Source organism: Runella limosa DSM 17973, assembly GCF_000482465.1.
GTDB classification, from domain to species: Bacteria; Bacteroidota; Bacteroidia; order Cytophagales; family Spirosomataceae; genus Runella; species Runella limosa.
This window is the reverse complement of record NZ_KI519420.1, coordinates 899,190-915,293: the sequence shown is the minus strand read 5'-3', so window position 1 is coordinate 915,293 and position 16,104 is coordinate 899,190. Positions and strand designations below refer to the sequence as shown.

Below are 16,104 nucleotides of genomic sequence, written 5' to 3'. Positions count from 1 at the left end.
GAAAAAAGATTAGTGCTATTTGTTTGTTAAAAATCGTTAATTCTCCGCCATTCAGCTTCACTTTTTGACCATTTCTACCAATGTATATTTTTAAATGAAAAAGTATTTAGATAATTGTCTAATTATTTAACCAACTATGAACACCCTTTTCCGTGCCCTCAACGACCCCACTCGACGGCAAATTCTAGAAATCTTGCGGGAAGGCGATCTTACTGCGGGAGAAATTGCCGAGCGGTTTGACATGACCAAACCGAGCATTTCGCACCACTTAGATTTGCTCAAGCAAGCCGAGCTTGTCAGTGCCGACAAACGAGGTCAGTTTATCTATTACACCCTCAATACGACCGTTTTAGACGAATTATTATCCTGGATTTTCACCCTTAAAAACCAATGAAAAAGACCTTAGAATACCTCGCCTGGGTCGCTATTGTGCTTCCCCTTGTTTATCTGTTTTTGGTGTGGAACCAACTTCCCGACATTGTCCCAACACACTTTGGCCCAAGTGGTAAACCCGATGCCTACGGCCCCAAATGGACGCTTACGATATTAAGTGTGGTTTCGATTGGTGTATATTTTTTGTTGCGGTACGTTCCTCAGCTTGATCCTCGTCTCAACAAAGCTAGTTTATCAGAACATTATCCCAAGTTAGTGCTGCTCATTGTGACCTTTCTAGCGTTGGTACATTGCTTGGTGATTCGCGCTTCCCTTTCGGCAATGGCAGGCGAGAGCTTTACGACGATTTTGTTGGTTGGATTATTTTTACTGTTTGCGGGGATTGGAAATTACTTCAACAACATCAAGTCCAATTATTTTGTAGGCTTCCGTACTCCGTGGACGCTTGAAAGCGAAACCGTGTGGCGTAAAACCCACCAATTGGCCGCCAAATTATACTTTGGAATGGGGCTATTAGGGGCTTTTGTGGTAATCTGGCTGCCCGAATTGTGGAAACTTTTTTGGACACTAGGGTTAATTTTTGGCTCAACAATCTGGATTGTGGCGTATTCATACCGTGTATATCAACAAGAAAAAAAATGAAAAAGTGGATAAAAGTACTCTTGTGCTTAGGAATTGGACACACGAGTTTTTCGCAAACGTGGTACGAGGGGACTATCTCAACGCTCAAATTTGGGCTCAAAATAACTACTACTCCCCAAACCGTCCAGGTTTTTATTCCTGAGCAAGGGATGTTTGAGCAACCCTTAAAAAACACTGTATTTCAGGGAGATAGTTTGCGTGGGGAGTTGAAAGGCGTCAATGTTTTACTCAGTGGAAAAATGGATTCTTTGTCGTTTGAAGGTCAGTGGAAGCAAAATGGCTTTCCTACCCCGTTGCATCTAAAACGGGTAGCAGAGCTATCGTTTTTTAAACGCCCCCAAATGCCTAAAGCGCCTTTTCCGTACCGCGATGAAAAGGTCAAATTTACGAACAATGATGGTTCAATTACTTTTGGCGGAACACTCACTTTGCCCGAAGGAAAAGGCCCGTTCAAAACAGTGGTACTTATTTCAGGTTCTGGCCAGCAAGACCGTGATGAAAGCCTGTTTGGACACAAAGCGTTCTGGGTCATCGCTGACCATTTAACCCGACAAGGCATTGCCGTGCTACGCGTTGACGACCGAGGGGTAGGCGAAACGACGGGTTCGATAGGAACTTCGGCCGAATACGCCCAAGATGTTTTAAATGCCATTCGTTACCTCAAAACGAGGAAGGAAATTCACCCAAAAAAAATAGGTTTAATCGGCCACAGCGAAGGCGGTGTCATTGCACCTCTTGCAGCGGTACAATCAAAAGACGTGGCGTTTATTGTCTCCTTGGCGGGTTTGGGAATGAGTGGGAAAGAGCTACTTCTCCGCCAGAGCGACGATATTTTGAAACAAATGGGTAGTAATGAAACCTACCGAAATCAAGTGCGTAGCCTCAACGAAATCATCTACTCAACGGTAGCTCGGCTACCGCTGGAAGGCGACATCAAAGATAGCCTTCAAGCCACCTTTGACCAATGGGTGCAAACCCAACCCGAGCATGTATTGGGGCAACTTGGCTACAGAACTGAACAAGGTCGCAAGGGTTTTCTGAAGCAAATCGAAGCCATGAACTCCTCTTGGTATCGGTATTTTATCAAATATGACCCGCAGCCTGTTTTGTCGAAAATCACGATTCCTGTCCTTGCCCTCAACGGCAGCAAGGACGTTCAGGTGGCTTCTCAACCCAATTTGGAGGGATTTAAACGCGGTTTGACGGCTGCTGGCAATAAACAGTTTGAGACGATTGAACTGCCTGGACTCAACCATTTGTTCCAAAAATGTACTAAGTGTACCTCTGCCGAATACGGTCTTTTGGAAGAAACATTTTCCGTAGAAGCCCTTGATTTGGTAACTAATTGGCTGAAAAAGAGATAGAATTACACCTTCCCGAAAGTTCTTTACCTTCCCGAAAGTTCCAAACTTTCGGGAAGGTGTAATTTTATTTCAAAAACTGCTCCCAAAGTAGCTTGGCCGCTACGCCCAAAAATACCACGCCCGTAATGACGTTGACGTACTTCATACGCTTTACCGTGATAAACTGGCGAAGGCGCTGGGCATAAACGGCCAAAGCAGTCTGGGTACCAAACACCCCTATGAGGCTCATACTGAAGAAAATAATCATTTCGGCCAAATCATAACGGCCTTTGGTGCGAAGGTACGTAGCAATGGCCGCCCACGACATAAAATTGACGGGGTTGAGGGCATTGAGAGCCACGCCTTTTAAAAACAATTTTACCATCGAACGCTTACTACGAGGTTCGTCTTCTTGATCTTCCGACGCAATGGTCGGGACTCGAAAGAAGTTTTTAACCCCCAAAACCACCAAAAAAATAATTCCAATGGCTCCTACCCATTTATCAAAGTGCTCGATTTGGGGTAAAAATGACGTTCCGAAAATGGCTGTAAAGCAAAAAAAAGCGTCGCTTGCCACCACACCCAAAACGATTTGAATTCCGCTTCGGTAGCCGCGCTCAACGCTGGTTTGAATCAATGAAAAAAAGACAGTTCCAAAAGTAAGACAGAGTAAAACCCCCGTAATGAGGCCGTAAAGTGCAGCAATAAGCATTCGTTTTTAGTTGTTGTTGAATATCTACTTTCTAAGTTCCTCGCAATCGGGCTATTTTTAATAAACCCATGACGCTGAGAGAATCCGTAATTTCGGAGCGCATCACCATTTCAATGGCGTCGGTCAGCAATATTTTCCGAACGTGCAGTTGTTCGGTATCTTCGGGCTCGGCTTGGGCTTGGGTAAGCTCCTCGGCGATATACAAAAAGCCTTCTTCGTCCCCGACCGAATTGGAAAGGTGAACGCGCGCAATTTTTGTCCATTTGGCCGCTATTAAGCCCGTTTCTTCCAGCAATTCTCGTTTAGCCCCTTCGATGGGATCTTCGTCCATCGGGCCACCACCTTCGGGGATTTCCCACGAGTACTCGTCCAACGGATAGCGATACTGCCCTACCAAGTAAGTATAGCCTTCGCTATCGATGGGAATCACGCCAATGGCTTTATTTTTATAATGGACTACCCCATAAATTCCTTCACCACCGCTGGGATTTATGACATCTTCGTGCCGTACTTGAATCCATTTATTGTCATAAACTACTTGGCTTTTAAGGGTTTTCCAAGGGTTGATGCTTTCGTTCGGTAAAGACATACGTTTGGTCGATTGACAAGTTTTAATGGTCGAATAAGTGTTGTGCAGGGCAATTGTTTCCCCCGAAAATCGTACCTTTGCGGCCAATTATTTTTAAAAAAGTCGTGCAAGTTAGCCAAAAATCTAAATTTCGCTGGATTATCGTCTCCCTTGTGTTGAGCATAATCTTGATGAGTATCAAGTTCGCAGCGTACTATTTGACCCATTCCAACGCCATTCTTAGCGACGCTCTCGAATCCATCATTAACGTCATTGCGAGTGCCTTTGCGTTTTATAGCATTTACCTTTCTTCGCAACCAAAAGACCATGACCACCCCTATGGGCACGGCAAAATTGAGTTCTTTTCATCAGGTTTTGAAGGTGCACTTATCATCATAGCTGGGGTCTGGATTGCCGTTGAGGCCATCCAGCATCTCCTTCACCCTCAACCCGTTGAACACCTCGACTGGGGCGTTTTGCTTATTCTGTTGACCGTTGTCATCAACGGGGCTTTAGGGTATTATTTACAAAAAGTAGGTAAAACGACCCGCTCGGAAGCCCTCATTGCCGACGGTAAACACCTTGTTACCGACAGCTTGAGTAGCGTTTTGATTTTGGTAGGATTGGGCTTGTTGATGCTTACCAAAATTCAGTGGATTGACAGTGCGGCCTCGTTGGTGTTGTCGTTAGTAATTTTTTACAACGGGTTTAAACTCATTCGTACCTCCGTTGGAGCTTTGATGGACGAAACCGACCCTGAGTTGTTTGAACATGCCATTGATATTTTGCGCAACCACAAAAAAGATTATTGGGTGGATGTTCACAACATGCGTATCCAAAAATACGGTTCAGACCTCCACATCGACTGCCATTTAACGTTGCCTTATTACTGGGATTTACAGCAAGTACACCAAGCGGTTCACGAATTTGAAGACGCACTCGAAGCCAATTACGTTGGCAACGTCGAACTGTTCATTCACGCCGACCCTTGCCTCCCCGATTGCTGCAAATATTGCCGCCTCGAAGGCTGTCCCGTGCGAAGCAAAGCCTTCAAGAAAGACATCGACTGGAGCATTCACAATTTATCCAAAAACCAAAAACACTTCGTAGAAGCGGATTGACTGCAAGGCCAATTGGAAGAAATAGAGCAGCAAGAATTAGAAGAAGTACTTTGACCTATTTCAAAATTTGCCAAACGCCGTACACACTCACCATCAAAATCGACAAAACACTGAGCCAGAACAAAAAATTGTAGGTAGGTGTGGGTGAAAGAGACGCAGGCAATTCTCGGTAACGAAACACCAACGCTACCCAAAGCACCAATAGCAGCAAAATAGAAGTCGCAATGCCTCCCAAAAGAATCATAGCCACGGGCATCTGAATCAGCAAAAAAAGCACGCACCAAATGATAGGAAAAGCCCAGGAAAGCATTCCTATCACGCGTTTACGCGAGGCTTCATCGTCGAATTTGACCCACCCTAGTTGCCCAAACGCATCACCAAAAATCCGTGACCAACTGGCCGTTGCTGTAAAAAGGGTTGAATACAAAACAAAAAATGCTCCTACTAAAAAAACTGCTTTAGCCCACGGGCCCAGCGTTTGAGTAAATAGCTTCGAAAGCGTTTCGACCATCGCGTACCCTTCGGGGACTTCGCCATGCTCGTGAAGCAACGCCGCTCCCAGCAAATAAAAAGCCGCCGTTACGAGGGTATAAACGACCATCGAACACACGGCATCCAAGTACATTACTTTTATCCAACCTTTAGCTCGATCGGCCCATTCGGGCGTTCCGTCGTTGGGGCCTGCATAGGCCGCGTAGCCTTTTTCGATGCACCAATAATTGTAAAACATGATTTCGTCGCCACCCACTCCCGTAATGCCGAATGCCCCAATGGCTACTCCTACTACCGCAGGCGGAAGCGAAAAGGTAAAACCGCTACTCAGCTGTTCCCAACTGATGGCATAAGGCGTAAATTGCAAGGAAATCAACGAAAAAAGTACCGTTGCAGTGAATAGGATAATCATAATCAACGAGCCTTGCTCAACGGGTTTGTAAAAACCACGATAGACCAACACAGCCGTAATGAACGCCGCAATCGCCGCCCAAAGGTTTGTTCCCAAAAACGGAAAAGCCATGTTGAGTACAATGGCTACTCCACCGACGATACCCCCAACTTGCAACAATTTTAGCCCCTGCAACGACAGCCACAACCAGATACTCCAGTGTGCTTTCCCCCATTTTTTACCATCGAGGCGGTTGAGTGACTGCATGGTAGGCACACCCGTATAAATCGCATTCTTTCCAAACTCCAATTGCAAGGTTACTTTGACCAAACAACTCACCAACACCACCCAAAAAGTAATAAATCCCGCTTTGGCTCCCAACGCCGTCGTCGCAATCAGCTCACCCGACCCCACAATAGCCGCCGAAAGAATGAAACCAGGGCCTAAATAACGAAAACGCTGAAAAAGGGTTTGGGGAGGCGCAAGCATAGCAACGGGGATTTATGCCTTGGGATGGGCTTGTTTGTAGATTTTTTTGAGTTTTTCAATCGAATTGTGGGTATAAACCTGCGTCGCCGCCAAGCTACTGTGTCCCAGCAAATCTTTAATCGAGTTGAGGTCGGCGCCGTTGTTGAGCAAGTGCGTCGCAAAGGTGTGCCGTAGCACGTGTGGGCTACGTTTTTGGAGCGACGTCACCGCCGACAGGTATTTTTTCACAATGCGCTGAATCAGCACGGGGTAGGCGGGTTCGCCTTTGTTGGTCAAAATCAGGCTTTGATCTGGAGGATTTGGAAACTGCTCGTTTCTAAATTGTTGGTATTGCTTAATCATCTCGACCAAGCCTTTATAAATCGGTACCACGCGCTCTTTGCTACGTTTTCCAAAAACCCGCAACGTTTGGTCATAGGCATTGACGTCGCCGTCGCGGAGAGTAATCAACTCGGCCAAACGCATTCCTGTGCCGTACAACAACTCCAACACCAAGCGGTCGCGCGTGCCTTCAAAATCGAGCGGAAACGTAATTTCGTCAAAAAGCAATTGTAGGCTTTTTTCTTCCACAAACTGCGGCAATGGTTTGTCGGTTTTGAGCGACGACACCCGCAGCATGGGATTAATCGTAATGGCTTTGCATCGCAACAAATACCCATAAAACGACCGCAGCGTGGCCAATTTACGGTTCACGCTGCGGTGGTGCAATTCGGCTTCCACCATGCTTACTGCCCACCCTCTAATCATTCGGAAATCGGCCTTGGCCAAGTCTTGCAGTTGGTAGGTTTTCTCCAAGAACTCCTTAAACTGCTCCAAGTCTTTGGCATACGCAGTTAGGGTATGCTGGCTCAAGCGTTTTTCGAAAGTCAGGTGTTGTAAGAAGGTTTCTATCATTTTTTAAAGTTTTCTAATGCGCATATTTTTGTACCAAACCTCATCTCCGTGGTCTTGGAGCGCGATTTTACCTTTGGCGTGCGGAGTCGCATAGGCCCATTTTGTAAATTTACTTTTGGCCAATTGCGCCTTCCACGCATCACCGCCATACTCATATTCAACCACTTTTACACCATTTACCCAGTGTTCGATGTGGTTTCCGTTAATTACAATTTTAGCTTTATTCCACTGACCCGCAGGTTTTGCCACCCACTTACTCGGCGCTTGCATGTCGTAGTTAGCTCCCGTTTTTTGCTTGTCGTTAATTTTCACCATTTTACCATTATCGTTAAATGGCGGATACCCTTCATCGTCAATCACCTGAAACTCAGGCCCTGAGTAGTACGGCGGATGTTTAGGATCCTCAATTACTTTGTACATCACCCCGCTGTTCATCTTCGCTGGAATTTTAAATTCAAACTCTAGCTCAAAACTTTCAAACTCTTCATCGGTCACCAAATCGCCCGATTTTCCGTGGGTCATCAACGAACCGTCCATGACCATCCAGCCCGTAACTCCTTGTTTCCCGTAGGTATGCCAACCTTTGGTAGTTTTTCCATCAAACAAATTTTTCCAAGGTCCTGGCTTCGTCGCCTGCGCAGTAACCCCAACAATCACGAGTGAGAGGAATAATACAATACGACTCTTTTTCATCTTTTGTATGAATTGGTTTTAGTTTTCTGATAAAGCTACTATTATAAGTTCTTTTACTCGCTTTTTTGGTAAAACCGATTGCGCGAGCGTCACGCTCGTGCTCACTATCGCAAGGCTTCTAGCCGTATCAGTACAAAAGGCTAGAAGCCTTTTAATCGTCGGCACGAGGCACAACCTCGCGCCCTCTGAAAGGCTTTCATGTCAAAGTATTCTTTAAAACGAGTTCTACAAACTTCATTGTATTATCAAATTTACATTTTACGTCAGGATTAAATTTTTCAGTTCCTGTATTGATAGTAAAACACTTGTAAACATTTTCCTTTGTAATATTGATATCTCTGCTATCTACCCATTGCAATACTGACATATCCATGTGGCTCTTTTTAACGTATTGAAAACCAAAAAATTTAGATATTTTTTTTATTGGAACCGAATAGTCTATGATATTTTTGAAAAATAGTTCTTTTTCTTCCTCTGATGGGTTACTTGAATGAAAAGCGTCAATACTTTTTCTTGAAATTGCACAGCCTAGCCAATTTTGTATCTGTTCCAATTCATAAGCATCCACAATAGCTTCTCCAAAAAGTGCAGTCTGTTTAATCTGAGCATTAGGAAGTACGAAAAGTGGGTCTTCAAACTTTAAACTCCCATATGCTATTGCTCCTCTAAGTGGTATATGAAAATAATTTGTATTCAAATGGAACAGATTACTGATAACATTTATAAGCTGTAAAAAGCTTTTGGCAGTATCGTCATTTGTCCAAAAAATAAGAGTATCAGAAAAAACAATACTATTTATAGTAGCAGCCCTCAGATTGCGTGCAAGAGTTCCATCAAGTTGCCATTCGTACCTATCTGAGCCTGCATTAGCAATTAGGCTATCTTGAATACTTGGTTTGATATTTTTTTCAAATATCCTTTCAAGTTCACTTTGATTATTCTTCTTTAACATTTGTTTAAAACCAAGTATGTCAATATGCGCTAAATATTTCGGCCCGTTACTAAGGTTATTTCGCGGGAATCTAGACAATAACCCAAGATCTAATTCTTCAAATATTGTTTTGAGCGAATCAACTAGGTCTTTCCGATCTAATTTAGCTGCATCTAGTTCCGTAATTTCTTGTCCACCAAATTTATGTGGGGAGGGTTTATTTGCTAATTCGTCGTTCTTCGACAATTCAGTCAACTTTTTATTGGTTTCGTCTATTTTATTAATTAAGCGCACTAAATGCTGTAATTTCTCATCTGTCATAAGTTTGATTTTTTATTTAAATTATTCTCCTTTAAGATTAGCGTACTACCCACAAAGTCCACAGTCGCAACACTACAAGCAAGTTTTTACCTACAAGACACCATCCCACAGAATCCAATGATTTCGAGCGTCACGCTCGAAATCACTATCACAAGGCTTCCAGCCGTATCAGTACAAAAGGCTAGAAACCTTTTAATCGTCGGCACGAGGCACAACCCCGCGCCATCTGATTGCCTAAATTACGTCCGAATGGCGAAACCACGGAATCCAGCGACTTATCCGCTCGCTAGGAACGCCCTCAAAAAACTTTTCGGTTGCCATTCCCATCCAAAAGCGAGGGTCGAGCAAAAGCATTTCACCGTTCTTTAGTTTTACTTCCAAGTACCTAATATCAAGGCGGGAATCGGTTGCATGAATGATTATTTTTTCAATTTCATTCACTGAAAAAACACGCTCATCATCCGTTTCCCCCACTCCCATCATTTTGTGAATGGGGTCAAACGTTACGGGTCGGTTTTTGGTCAATACCCGATAATGGTAATTCGGGTAAATCAACAACACAGCTATGCCAAACAACATCAGTGGAACGAAGCCTGCGACTATCATTATTTCAGTGCTATTGTTCCTTGGGAGATGGGTCAGAAACCTCACGATGAATACGAGGCCCAGACAAATAAAAAGTCCCCCAGCGATGGTATCAAAACATATCCAATACTGTTTGTCCGAGATGTCATAGGTTTTTATCTCTTTCAGTAACTCATAGTCTTTTTCTACGTCTGCAATCAGCTTTTTGCTACCATACACTAGCCAGCCGAACAGGCCAAAAATGAAGACAAAAATCCAAAAAACAAGCATAACTTATTTCTGTTTGCTCACAGCCACCCCGATTTTTGAGTCGGCCGTGCCGTAATATAAAAACCATTTTCCTTTAAACGACGCCAACCCTTCCACAAAACATACTTGGTTGATTTGCCCCGTAATTTCGTACGGTTTGTCGGGTTTTAAAAAATAGTTTTCCGAACGGTCTTTCAACTGCGTTGGATTTTCGGGGTCAAATAAGAATTGTCCTGCGGCGTAGGTACCTTCGGGCAAGCTGCCGTCTCCCGTTTGGTTATAATTCATCCCGTTGTAAATCAACACAATCCCGTCTTTAGTTAAAAATGCAGGCGGCCCTGACTCCAACAAACGCGAATCGTGCTTGCCATTGCGAGTAGTAGCCACGGCCACGCAATTGACATCCGAGACGTCCAACGGTTTATAATCGGCTTGGTTAGGGCGAGTGGCGGGGTACCAATTCAACAAGTCGTCGGAAGTAGCCACGTACAACCGCGCTTGGTCACCCCAATACATCCAGTACCTACCATTGATTTTAGTCGCAATGAATTTATCTCCTACTTTTCGGCAAACGATTGCCCCTGATTTCGACCAAAAATCACGGGTTGATTTGATAAAGTTTCCGAAAGCTAATCCATGTTTTTGCCAATGAATTAAATCAGCAGATGACGCCACGCACAAACGCGCCAAGTTACCATCATAAGAAGTGTAAGTCATTACATAACGCCCGTCCTCGGTTTCAACGATACGCGGGTCTTCGCAACCGCCTTCCCATTCGTACTTTTTCATAAAATCGTTGTCGGGATAAAAAACGGGTTCGGGCATTCGTTTAAAATGGATACCATCAGTACTAACGGCCAACCCCAAACGCGACGTGCCCGCATATTTGCCCACTTTATCTTCAGCACGATACACCATATACACTTTGCCATTTCGCACCACCGTTGCGGGGTTGAAAACATCTTTTTCTTCCCAATTAACCACCTCGTTTCGCACAGGACATTTAAAAGTAGTACCTGCTTTGGCCTCCAAAATAGGATTGGCGGCATCGGCTTTTTTGAAAGGCCCAATCATCCAAGACTGTGACTTTTGGGCAAATGACAATGAGCTTATTAGGCTCAAAACAAATAATAGCTGTTTCATGGTTTTACGTGTCGAATTTTCGTGCATCAGGTTGCTTACCATTGCGTATCAGGTTGCTCACCGTTGTGTATCAGGTTGCTCACAACCTGATATTTTCACAAACACCTTTCTTTCGCATTTTTACCCTACTAAAACACAAAAATCCCGCAGAAGAAGCCAGCACTTTGACTTTTCTACGGGATTTGAAGAAGTATAAAAAACGTACTTTACTTAGTCGAAGCAAAGAGACGCCGCACCTAATAGGCCAGCATCATTGCCCAACGTAGCACGTTTAATCGAAAGATCTTTCAAATAATAAGGCGTTAACCAGTAATTAAGGCGACGCTCAACGGCAGGAAGAATATACTCAAACGAAGCCGACAAGCCACCACCAATCAAAATCAACTTAATGTCCAAAATACGAATCATAGCCACCAAGCCATCGCCCAGCATTTCGCCTACTTCGTTCCAGATATTCAGGGCCAATTCGTCGCCTTCTGCGGCAGCGGCTACCAAGCCTGTTGTCGAAATTGACCCATCGCCTGGCAATTGGGTTTCGCTTGTGTAGCGGCTACGCATGTCATTGGCAAGGTCGAGCAATTCTTTTTTACCAATGTTCCGCTCCAACACTTTTCCGTTTTTCGACGGAATGTGCCCAGGCTCCATGGCGTTGCCATCGCCACCCACAAATACCTTGCGATTGATGATTGCAGCTCCACCTACGCCTGTTCCTAAGGTGATGAAAATATAATTTTCGTCGATTTTTTCTTCGGCAAAATAAAACTCCCCTAGTGCCGCCGCATTTGCATCGTTTTCAAGAAAAAACTGTACTCCTTCAAAACGGCCAGAAAGGTAATCTACCAACGGAACATTGTCAATTTCGGGGATAGCTGTAATTTCTAACGGTACGGTACGTTTGCGGTTAATCATCCCAGGGAGACCTATACCTACTTTTTTAATGTTGGGGTATTCGTGCAATTGAATCGCAATAGCGTCACCTAAATGTTTTTCGAAGTGTCCCATTTCTCTCCAACTTGCCGTATCGTGGCTGTAGAAATTAGAAATTCGACCCGTTTCGGTGTCAACAACGCCCATTTTAACGTTGGTGCCACCAACGTCTATACCCAAGTATTGTTCCATCAGTGCGTGTAAATCGTTATCGGTGAATGATAATAAAAAAGGAGACTAAGTGCGCAAGTTACCAATTTTCGACCCAAAAATCCTAAAATCATCCAATATCTCCTAATTGCGGGCGTATCAAAATCTCTTCAATAACCGCTCCTGGAGATAGATTATAAGCCGACCAAATGGATTCTGCCACGTCTCTTGCTTGAATAAAGCGTTCTTTGGGCAATTCTACTCCTTCCCAACTTGCCGTTAGGGTCGCTCCTGGCAAAATAGCTGTTACTTTGAGCCCGTGCGGCTTCAGTTCTTCCCGCAAAACTTTGGTCATGCCATAAAGCGCAAACTTTGAAATACAGTATGACCCGCCGTTGGTATATGCGGTGATACTTGCCGTAGAACAGAGATTAAAAATATGGCCTTTTTTGGCTGAAATCATCTTTTCAATCACCCCACGCGTCAGGTAATACGCACTGTATAAATTGGTATCAATCATGCTTTCGAGCGTACCTTCGGGTTCGTTGTGAATTTGTCCGGGGGCAAACAAGCCCGTGTTGTTAACCAAAACCGCAATAGGCCGTTCCAAACTATGAATATATGCCACAAATGCCTCTACTTCAGACTTTATGGCCATATCGGTCGTTTTATAAAATAGTTGTTGTTGGGGAAATTTAGTTTGAAGTTCGTGCTGGAGCTGAACCAAATCGGCTTCACGGCGCGCGCAAGTAGCGACGTCAAATCCAGCTTCCATAAAACGTTCGATGGTCGCTTTTCCGATTCCTTTTGTTCCTCCACTGACAATTACAATAGGGGTCATCTTAAAAAAATGTTATTTTCGTTAAACAAAGGTTAAGATAAAGTTTTACTTTTGTTGGCTTTTTTAGAATAAAAAGCAATATTTAGCCCATAAATACGATTTTGATTCAACTTAAAAAACTTACACTTCTTTCATGAATTTCTGGCACGTGTGTTCGGCCTTTGTGACCGCTTACCTGTTGGGATCTATTCCCTCTGCCATTTGGTACGGTGAAGCGTATTTTGGGATTGATGTTCGGAAATTTGGTAGTGGAAATGCAGGTGCCACCAATACATTTCGAGTTTTGGGGAAACGCGCAGGAACCATTGTTCTTTTGATTGACGTCTTAAAGGGTTGGACAGCGACGATGCTCGCCAACATTCTTTTTTTCTTAGAGGTAATCGACGGCCCCCAAATTCTGACATTCAAGCTTTTACTCGGTGTAATGGCGGTTTTAGGCCATTTATATCCCGTTTTCACGCGCTTCAAAGGTGGAAAAGGGGTTGCGACTTCGTTGGGAATGGTGCTTGCGATTGATCCGCAAGTTGCTTCCGTCTGTATTGCCATATTTGTATTGGTCTTATTGGCCTCCAACTACGTTTCTTTGAGCAGCATTGTCGCCGCTTTTGCTTTCCCAATGATGTTGGTCTTGGGGGTCTTTGGACAAGCCAGTACTCTTTTAATCGTTTTTGGGTTTCTTTTGTTTGCGATTGTGGTCTTAACCCACCAAAAAAACATCGTTCGCCTCTTCAACGGCAGTGAAAGTAGGGTCTATCTCTGGCGACGTCGCAATAAATAACGAAACATTGGCGGTTTACAGTAGTTCCATTATGTTTGTGTTGTAATGTTATCAATTTCAACACCTTTTTGAACTACCCTCGCTGTAATGTCGCTTACTATCGTCATCATTCTTGTTTCTATTGGTCTAAGCTGGTACGCTTGGCAGAATCCTTCATTGCTCGACAAGTGGGTTTTTAACCCTGTTCGTGTTTCTAAATACAACGAATACTACCGATTTATCACTTCGGGCTTTATTCACGCCGACGTCGGACACCTCATTTTCAACATGTTCAGCCTTTACTTTTTTGGGGAAGCGATGGAGATGTTTTTGCAGGGGTATTTTGGCGGCAACGGCACTATTTATTACCTCCTTCTCTTTTTGGCAGGAATCGTGGTGTCTGACATTCCTACTTTTTTGAAGCACCGCAACAACAGTAATTACAATTCCCTTGGCGCTTCGGGCGGCGTATCGGCGCTTTTGTTTGCGTTTATTCTTTTGGCTCCGCTCCAAAAAGTGTGTCTCTATTTCGCGATTTGCGTACCAGGTTTCATTTTTGGCGGAATCTATATGGCTTATTCGTTTTACGAATCTCGCCAAAATCGTGGTCGCATCAACCACGACGCCCACTTGTACGGGGCACTTTTTGGCATCGTATTTATGGCCTTCCTTCTGCCCGAATCTATTCCTAATTTTATCAACCAAATCGCCTCTTGGAGATTGTGGTAGTTGATATTTTCATTCATCCAAACCAAAACCATGAACAAACTTTTTTTGAAAGCAGTACCGCTATTGGCGCTGTGTTTTACGCAGGCAATTGCCCAAGACGCCTCTACCCAATTTGCCCAAACCATCACGGCACAAGACCTCGAACGCCATTTGAGGGTCATTGCGCACGATAGTCTCGAAGGACGCGACACAGGCTCGCCTGGACAAAAAAAAGCGGCCAATTACGTCGCCAATTTCTTCAAATCCGTCGGTTTACAGCCGATTGTTACCGCCGTCGATGGCTCAAAATCGTACTTTCAACCCTATGCCCTCTACCAAAAAAGCTGGGGCGAAGTGTATTTGGCCACCGAAAAAGAACGCTATAACCTTCAGCACGATTTTTATTTGAACGGCATCATTAATGTGCTTTCTGAAGAAAAAATCTCCGTTGTTTTTGCGGGTTATGGCATCGAATCGGACAAATACGATGATTATAAAAACCTTGACGTAACGGGCAAAGCTGTCGTTATTTTGGAAGGAGAACCCAAAGATAGCAAAGGAAACTTTTTGCTTTCGGGCGATGATAAAGCCACCAAATGGAGCAACGACAACATGGCGTGGCAGCGCAAAGCCAACCTTGCCAGCAGCAAAGGAGCCAAATACGTATTGGTTGTTTCGGAACTCACAGGCGACGATTTTACCAAAGAACTCAACCGCCGTACCTTGATGAGTCAACGCTTTAATCGCCTTTCGATGAAACCTTACACCGAGAAGCCAAGCAACTACGCCACGTTTATGATTTCAAAGAAAATGGCGCTTGATTTGTTGGACATCAAAGAGAAAAAATTCGCTAAAATCCAGCAAGGAATTACTAAAACGGGCAAACCACCTGTGAACGCCATTGCGGAAAAAGCCATTCGCCTCAAAGCCGAACGCAAGGACAACGTGGTGATGACGGAGAACGTCCTTGGCTTCTTGGAAGGCACCGACAAAAAAGACGAAGTCATCGTCATCTCAGCGCATTTAGACCACATTGGCGTTTCTTCGGATGGACAAATTAACAACGGCGCCGACGACGACGGCTCTGGCACGGTGTCTATTCTTGAATTGGCCGAAGCCTTCTCTAAAGCCAAAGCCGCAGGAAATGGCCCCCGACGTAGCATTCTGTTTATGACCGTAACAGGTGAAGAAAAAGGGCTTTGGGGCTCCGAATATTACACTTCTAACCCCGTCATTCCGTTGGCAAATACGGTTTGTGACCTCAATATCGACATGATTGGTCGCGTGGATGCCGCTCACAAAAATGACCCAAAATATGTCTATCTCATTGGGTCTGATAAACTTTCGTCGGAGCTTCACGCCATTAGCGAAGCGGCCAATGAAAAATACGTCAACTACCAATTAGACTATACCTACAACAACCCCACTGACCCCAATCGTTTTTACTACCGCTCTGATCACTACAACTTTGCCAAAAACAAAGTACCTGTGATTTTTTATTTTACGGGGGTTCACGAAGACTACCACCGCCCTGGCGATGATGTCGAGAAAATCATGTTTGACAAGCAGTCAAAAATTGTTCAACTGGTGTTCCACACGGCTTGGGAGCTTTCCAACCGCGATGAACGAATTAAAGTCGATAGCAATAAACCATAGTGGGAAGGGGTGCTTACACCCCGACCCCGTGCTGAGGGTTGCTCACAACCCGAATGACAAATACTATAATGGTATAGATGTCTCCTAACGTCGACATG

At 44.3% G+C, this 16,104-nt stretch carries 17 protein-coding genes; 7 read left to right on the top strand and 10 right to left on the bottom strand.

The window, feature by feature from the left end:
• Positions 1–136 precede the first annotated feature (136 nt).
• Genes K339_RS0113835 through K339_RS0113825 form a run of 3 tightly spaced genes read left to right on the top strand, consistent with a single transcriptional unit; the run spans position 137 to position 2,399 of the window.
• Positions 137–394: an autorepressor SdpR family transcription factor gene (locus tag K339_RS0113835; protein WP_028524127.1), complete on the top strand. Its 258-nt coding sequence runs from the start codon at positions 137–139 to the stop codon at positions 392–394.
• A complete protein-coding gene (locus tag K339_RS0113830; RefSeq protein ID WP_028524126.1) occupies positions 391–1,035 on the top strand; it encodes an SdpI family protein in 645 nt (214 codons plus the stop codon). Before K339_RS0113835 ends, K339_RS0113830 begins: the two co-directional genes overlap by 4 nt.
• On the top strand, positions 1,032–2,399 hold the full coding sequence (locus tag K339_RS0113825; protein ID WP_028524125.1) for an alpha/beta hydrolase family protein: 1,368 nt from the start codon (positions 1,032–1,034) through the stop codon (positions 2,397–2,399). Before K339_RS0113830 ends, K339_RS0113825 begins: the two co-directional genes overlap by 4 nt.
• Before the next feature lie 64 nt (positions 2,400–2,463).
• On the opposite strand, the gene K339_RS0113820 is transcribed toward K339_RS0113825, so the two are convergent.
• Positions 2,464–3,090 (bottom strand): LysE family translocator, encoded by a 627-nt coding sequence (locus K339_RS0113820; protein WP_028524124.1) that lies wholly within the window; start codon positions 3,088–3,090, stop codon positions 2,464–2,466.
• A 31-nt stretch (positions 3,091–3,121) separates the two neighbouring features.
• Positions 3,122–3,679, bottom strand: a complete 558-nt coding sequence (locus K339_RS0113815) for an NUDIX domain-containing protein (RefSeq protein ID WP_028524123.1) — start codon at positions 3,677–3,679, stop codon at positions 3,122–3,124.
• 104 nt (positions 3,680–3,783) lie between these two features.
• Between K339_RS0113815 and K339_RS0113810 the strand changes: the two genes are divergently transcribed.
• Positions 3,784–4,779, top strand: a complete 996-nt coding sequence (locus K339_RS0113810) for a cation diffusion facilitator family transporter (protein WP_028524122.1) — start codon at positions 3,784–3,786, stop codon at positions 4,777–4,779.
• Between the two features lie 55 nt (positions 4,780–4,834).
• Here the strand turns inward: K339_RS0113810 and K339_RS0113805 are convergent, their stop codons facing one another.
• The 8 genes from K339_RS0113805 to K339_RS0113770 all read right to left on the bottom strand — a co-directional run bounded on the left by K339_RS0113805 (position 4,835) and on the right by K339_RS0113770 (position 12,885).
• Positions 4,835–6,151, bottom strand: coding sequence for an Nramp family divalent metal transporter (locus tag K339_RS0113805; RefSeq protein ID WP_037300338.1), 1,317 nt, complete (start codon positions 6,149–6,151; stop codon positions 4,835–4,837).
• Positions 6,152–6,163: 12 nt separating this feature from the next.
• The gene (locus K339_RS0113800; RefSeq protein ID WP_028524120.1) at positions 6,164–7,045 is read right to left on the bottom strand and encodes a tyrosine-type recombinase/integrase; all 882 of its coding nucleotides are present in this window, start codon (positions 7,043–7,045) and stop codon (positions 6,164–6,166) included.
• Positions 7,046–7,048: 3 nt separating this feature from the next.
• Complete coding sequence (locus K339_RS0113795; RefSeq protein WP_028524119.1) at positions 7,049–7,738, bottom strand: 3-keto-disaccharide hydrolase; 690 nt, start codon at positions 7,736–7,738, stop codon at positions 7,049–7,051.
• Between the two features lie 196 nt (positions 7,739–7,934).
• Entirely contained in the window at positions 7,935–8,990 is a 1,056-nt protein-coding gene (locus tag K339_RS0113790) for a hypothetical protein (RefSeq protein WP_028524118.1), read from the bottom strand.
• Between the two features lie 234 nt (positions 8,991–9,224).
• A complete protein-coding gene (locus K339_RS0113785) occupies positions 9,225–9,845 on the bottom strand; it encodes a PH domain-containing protein (protein WP_028524117.1) in 621 nt (206 codons plus the stop codon).
• 3 nt (positions 9,846–9,848) lie between these two features.
• Positions 9,849–10,967: a glycoside hydrolase family 130 protein gene (locus tag K339_RS0113780; protein WP_028524116.1), complete on the bottom strand. Its 1,119-nt coding sequence runs from the start codon at positions 10,965–10,967 to the stop codon at positions 9,849–9,851.
• A gap of 210 nt (positions 10,968–11,177) precedes the next feature.
• Positions 11,178–12,086, bottom strand: a complete 909-nt coding sequence (locus K339_RS0113775) for an ROK family protein (protein ID WP_028524115.1) — start codon at positions 12,084–12,086, stop codon at positions 11,178–11,180.
• Positions 12,087–12,174: 88 nt separating this feature from the next.
• On the bottom strand, positions 12,175–12,885 hold the full coding sequence (locus K339_RS0113770; RefSeq protein WP_028524114.1) for an SDR family oxidoreductase: 711 nt from the start codon (positions 12,883–12,885) through the stop codon (positions 12,175–12,177).
• A gap of 133 nt (positions 12,886–13,018) precedes the next feature.
• Here K339_RS0113770 and plsY point away from each other — a divergent pair, with 133 nt between their 5' ends.
• The 3 genes from plsY to K339_RS0113755 all read left to right on the top strand — a co-directional run bounded on the left by plsY (position 13,019) and on the right by K339_RS0113755 (position 16,006).
• Positions 13,019–13,663: a glycerol-3-phosphate 1-O-acyltransferase PlsY gene (gene plsY / locus K339_RS0113765; protein WP_028524113.1), complete on the top strand. Its 645-nt coding sequence runs from the start codon at positions 13,019–13,021 to the stop codon at positions 13,661–13,663.
• An 87-nt stretch (positions 13,664–13,750) separates the two neighbouring features.
• A complete protein-coding gene (locus K339_RS0113760) occupies positions 13,751–14,371 on the top strand; it encodes a rhomboid family intramembrane serine protease (RefSeq protein WP_028524112.1) in 621 nt (206 codons plus the stop codon).
• A gap of 30 nt (positions 14,372–14,401) precedes the next feature.
• On the top strand, positions 14,402–16,006 hold the full coding sequence (locus K339_RS0113755; RefSeq protein ID WP_037300628.1) for a M28 family peptidase: 1,605 nt from the start codon (positions 14,402–14,404) through the stop codon (positions 16,004–16,006).
• Positions 16,007–16,104: the final 98 nt, after the last annotated feature.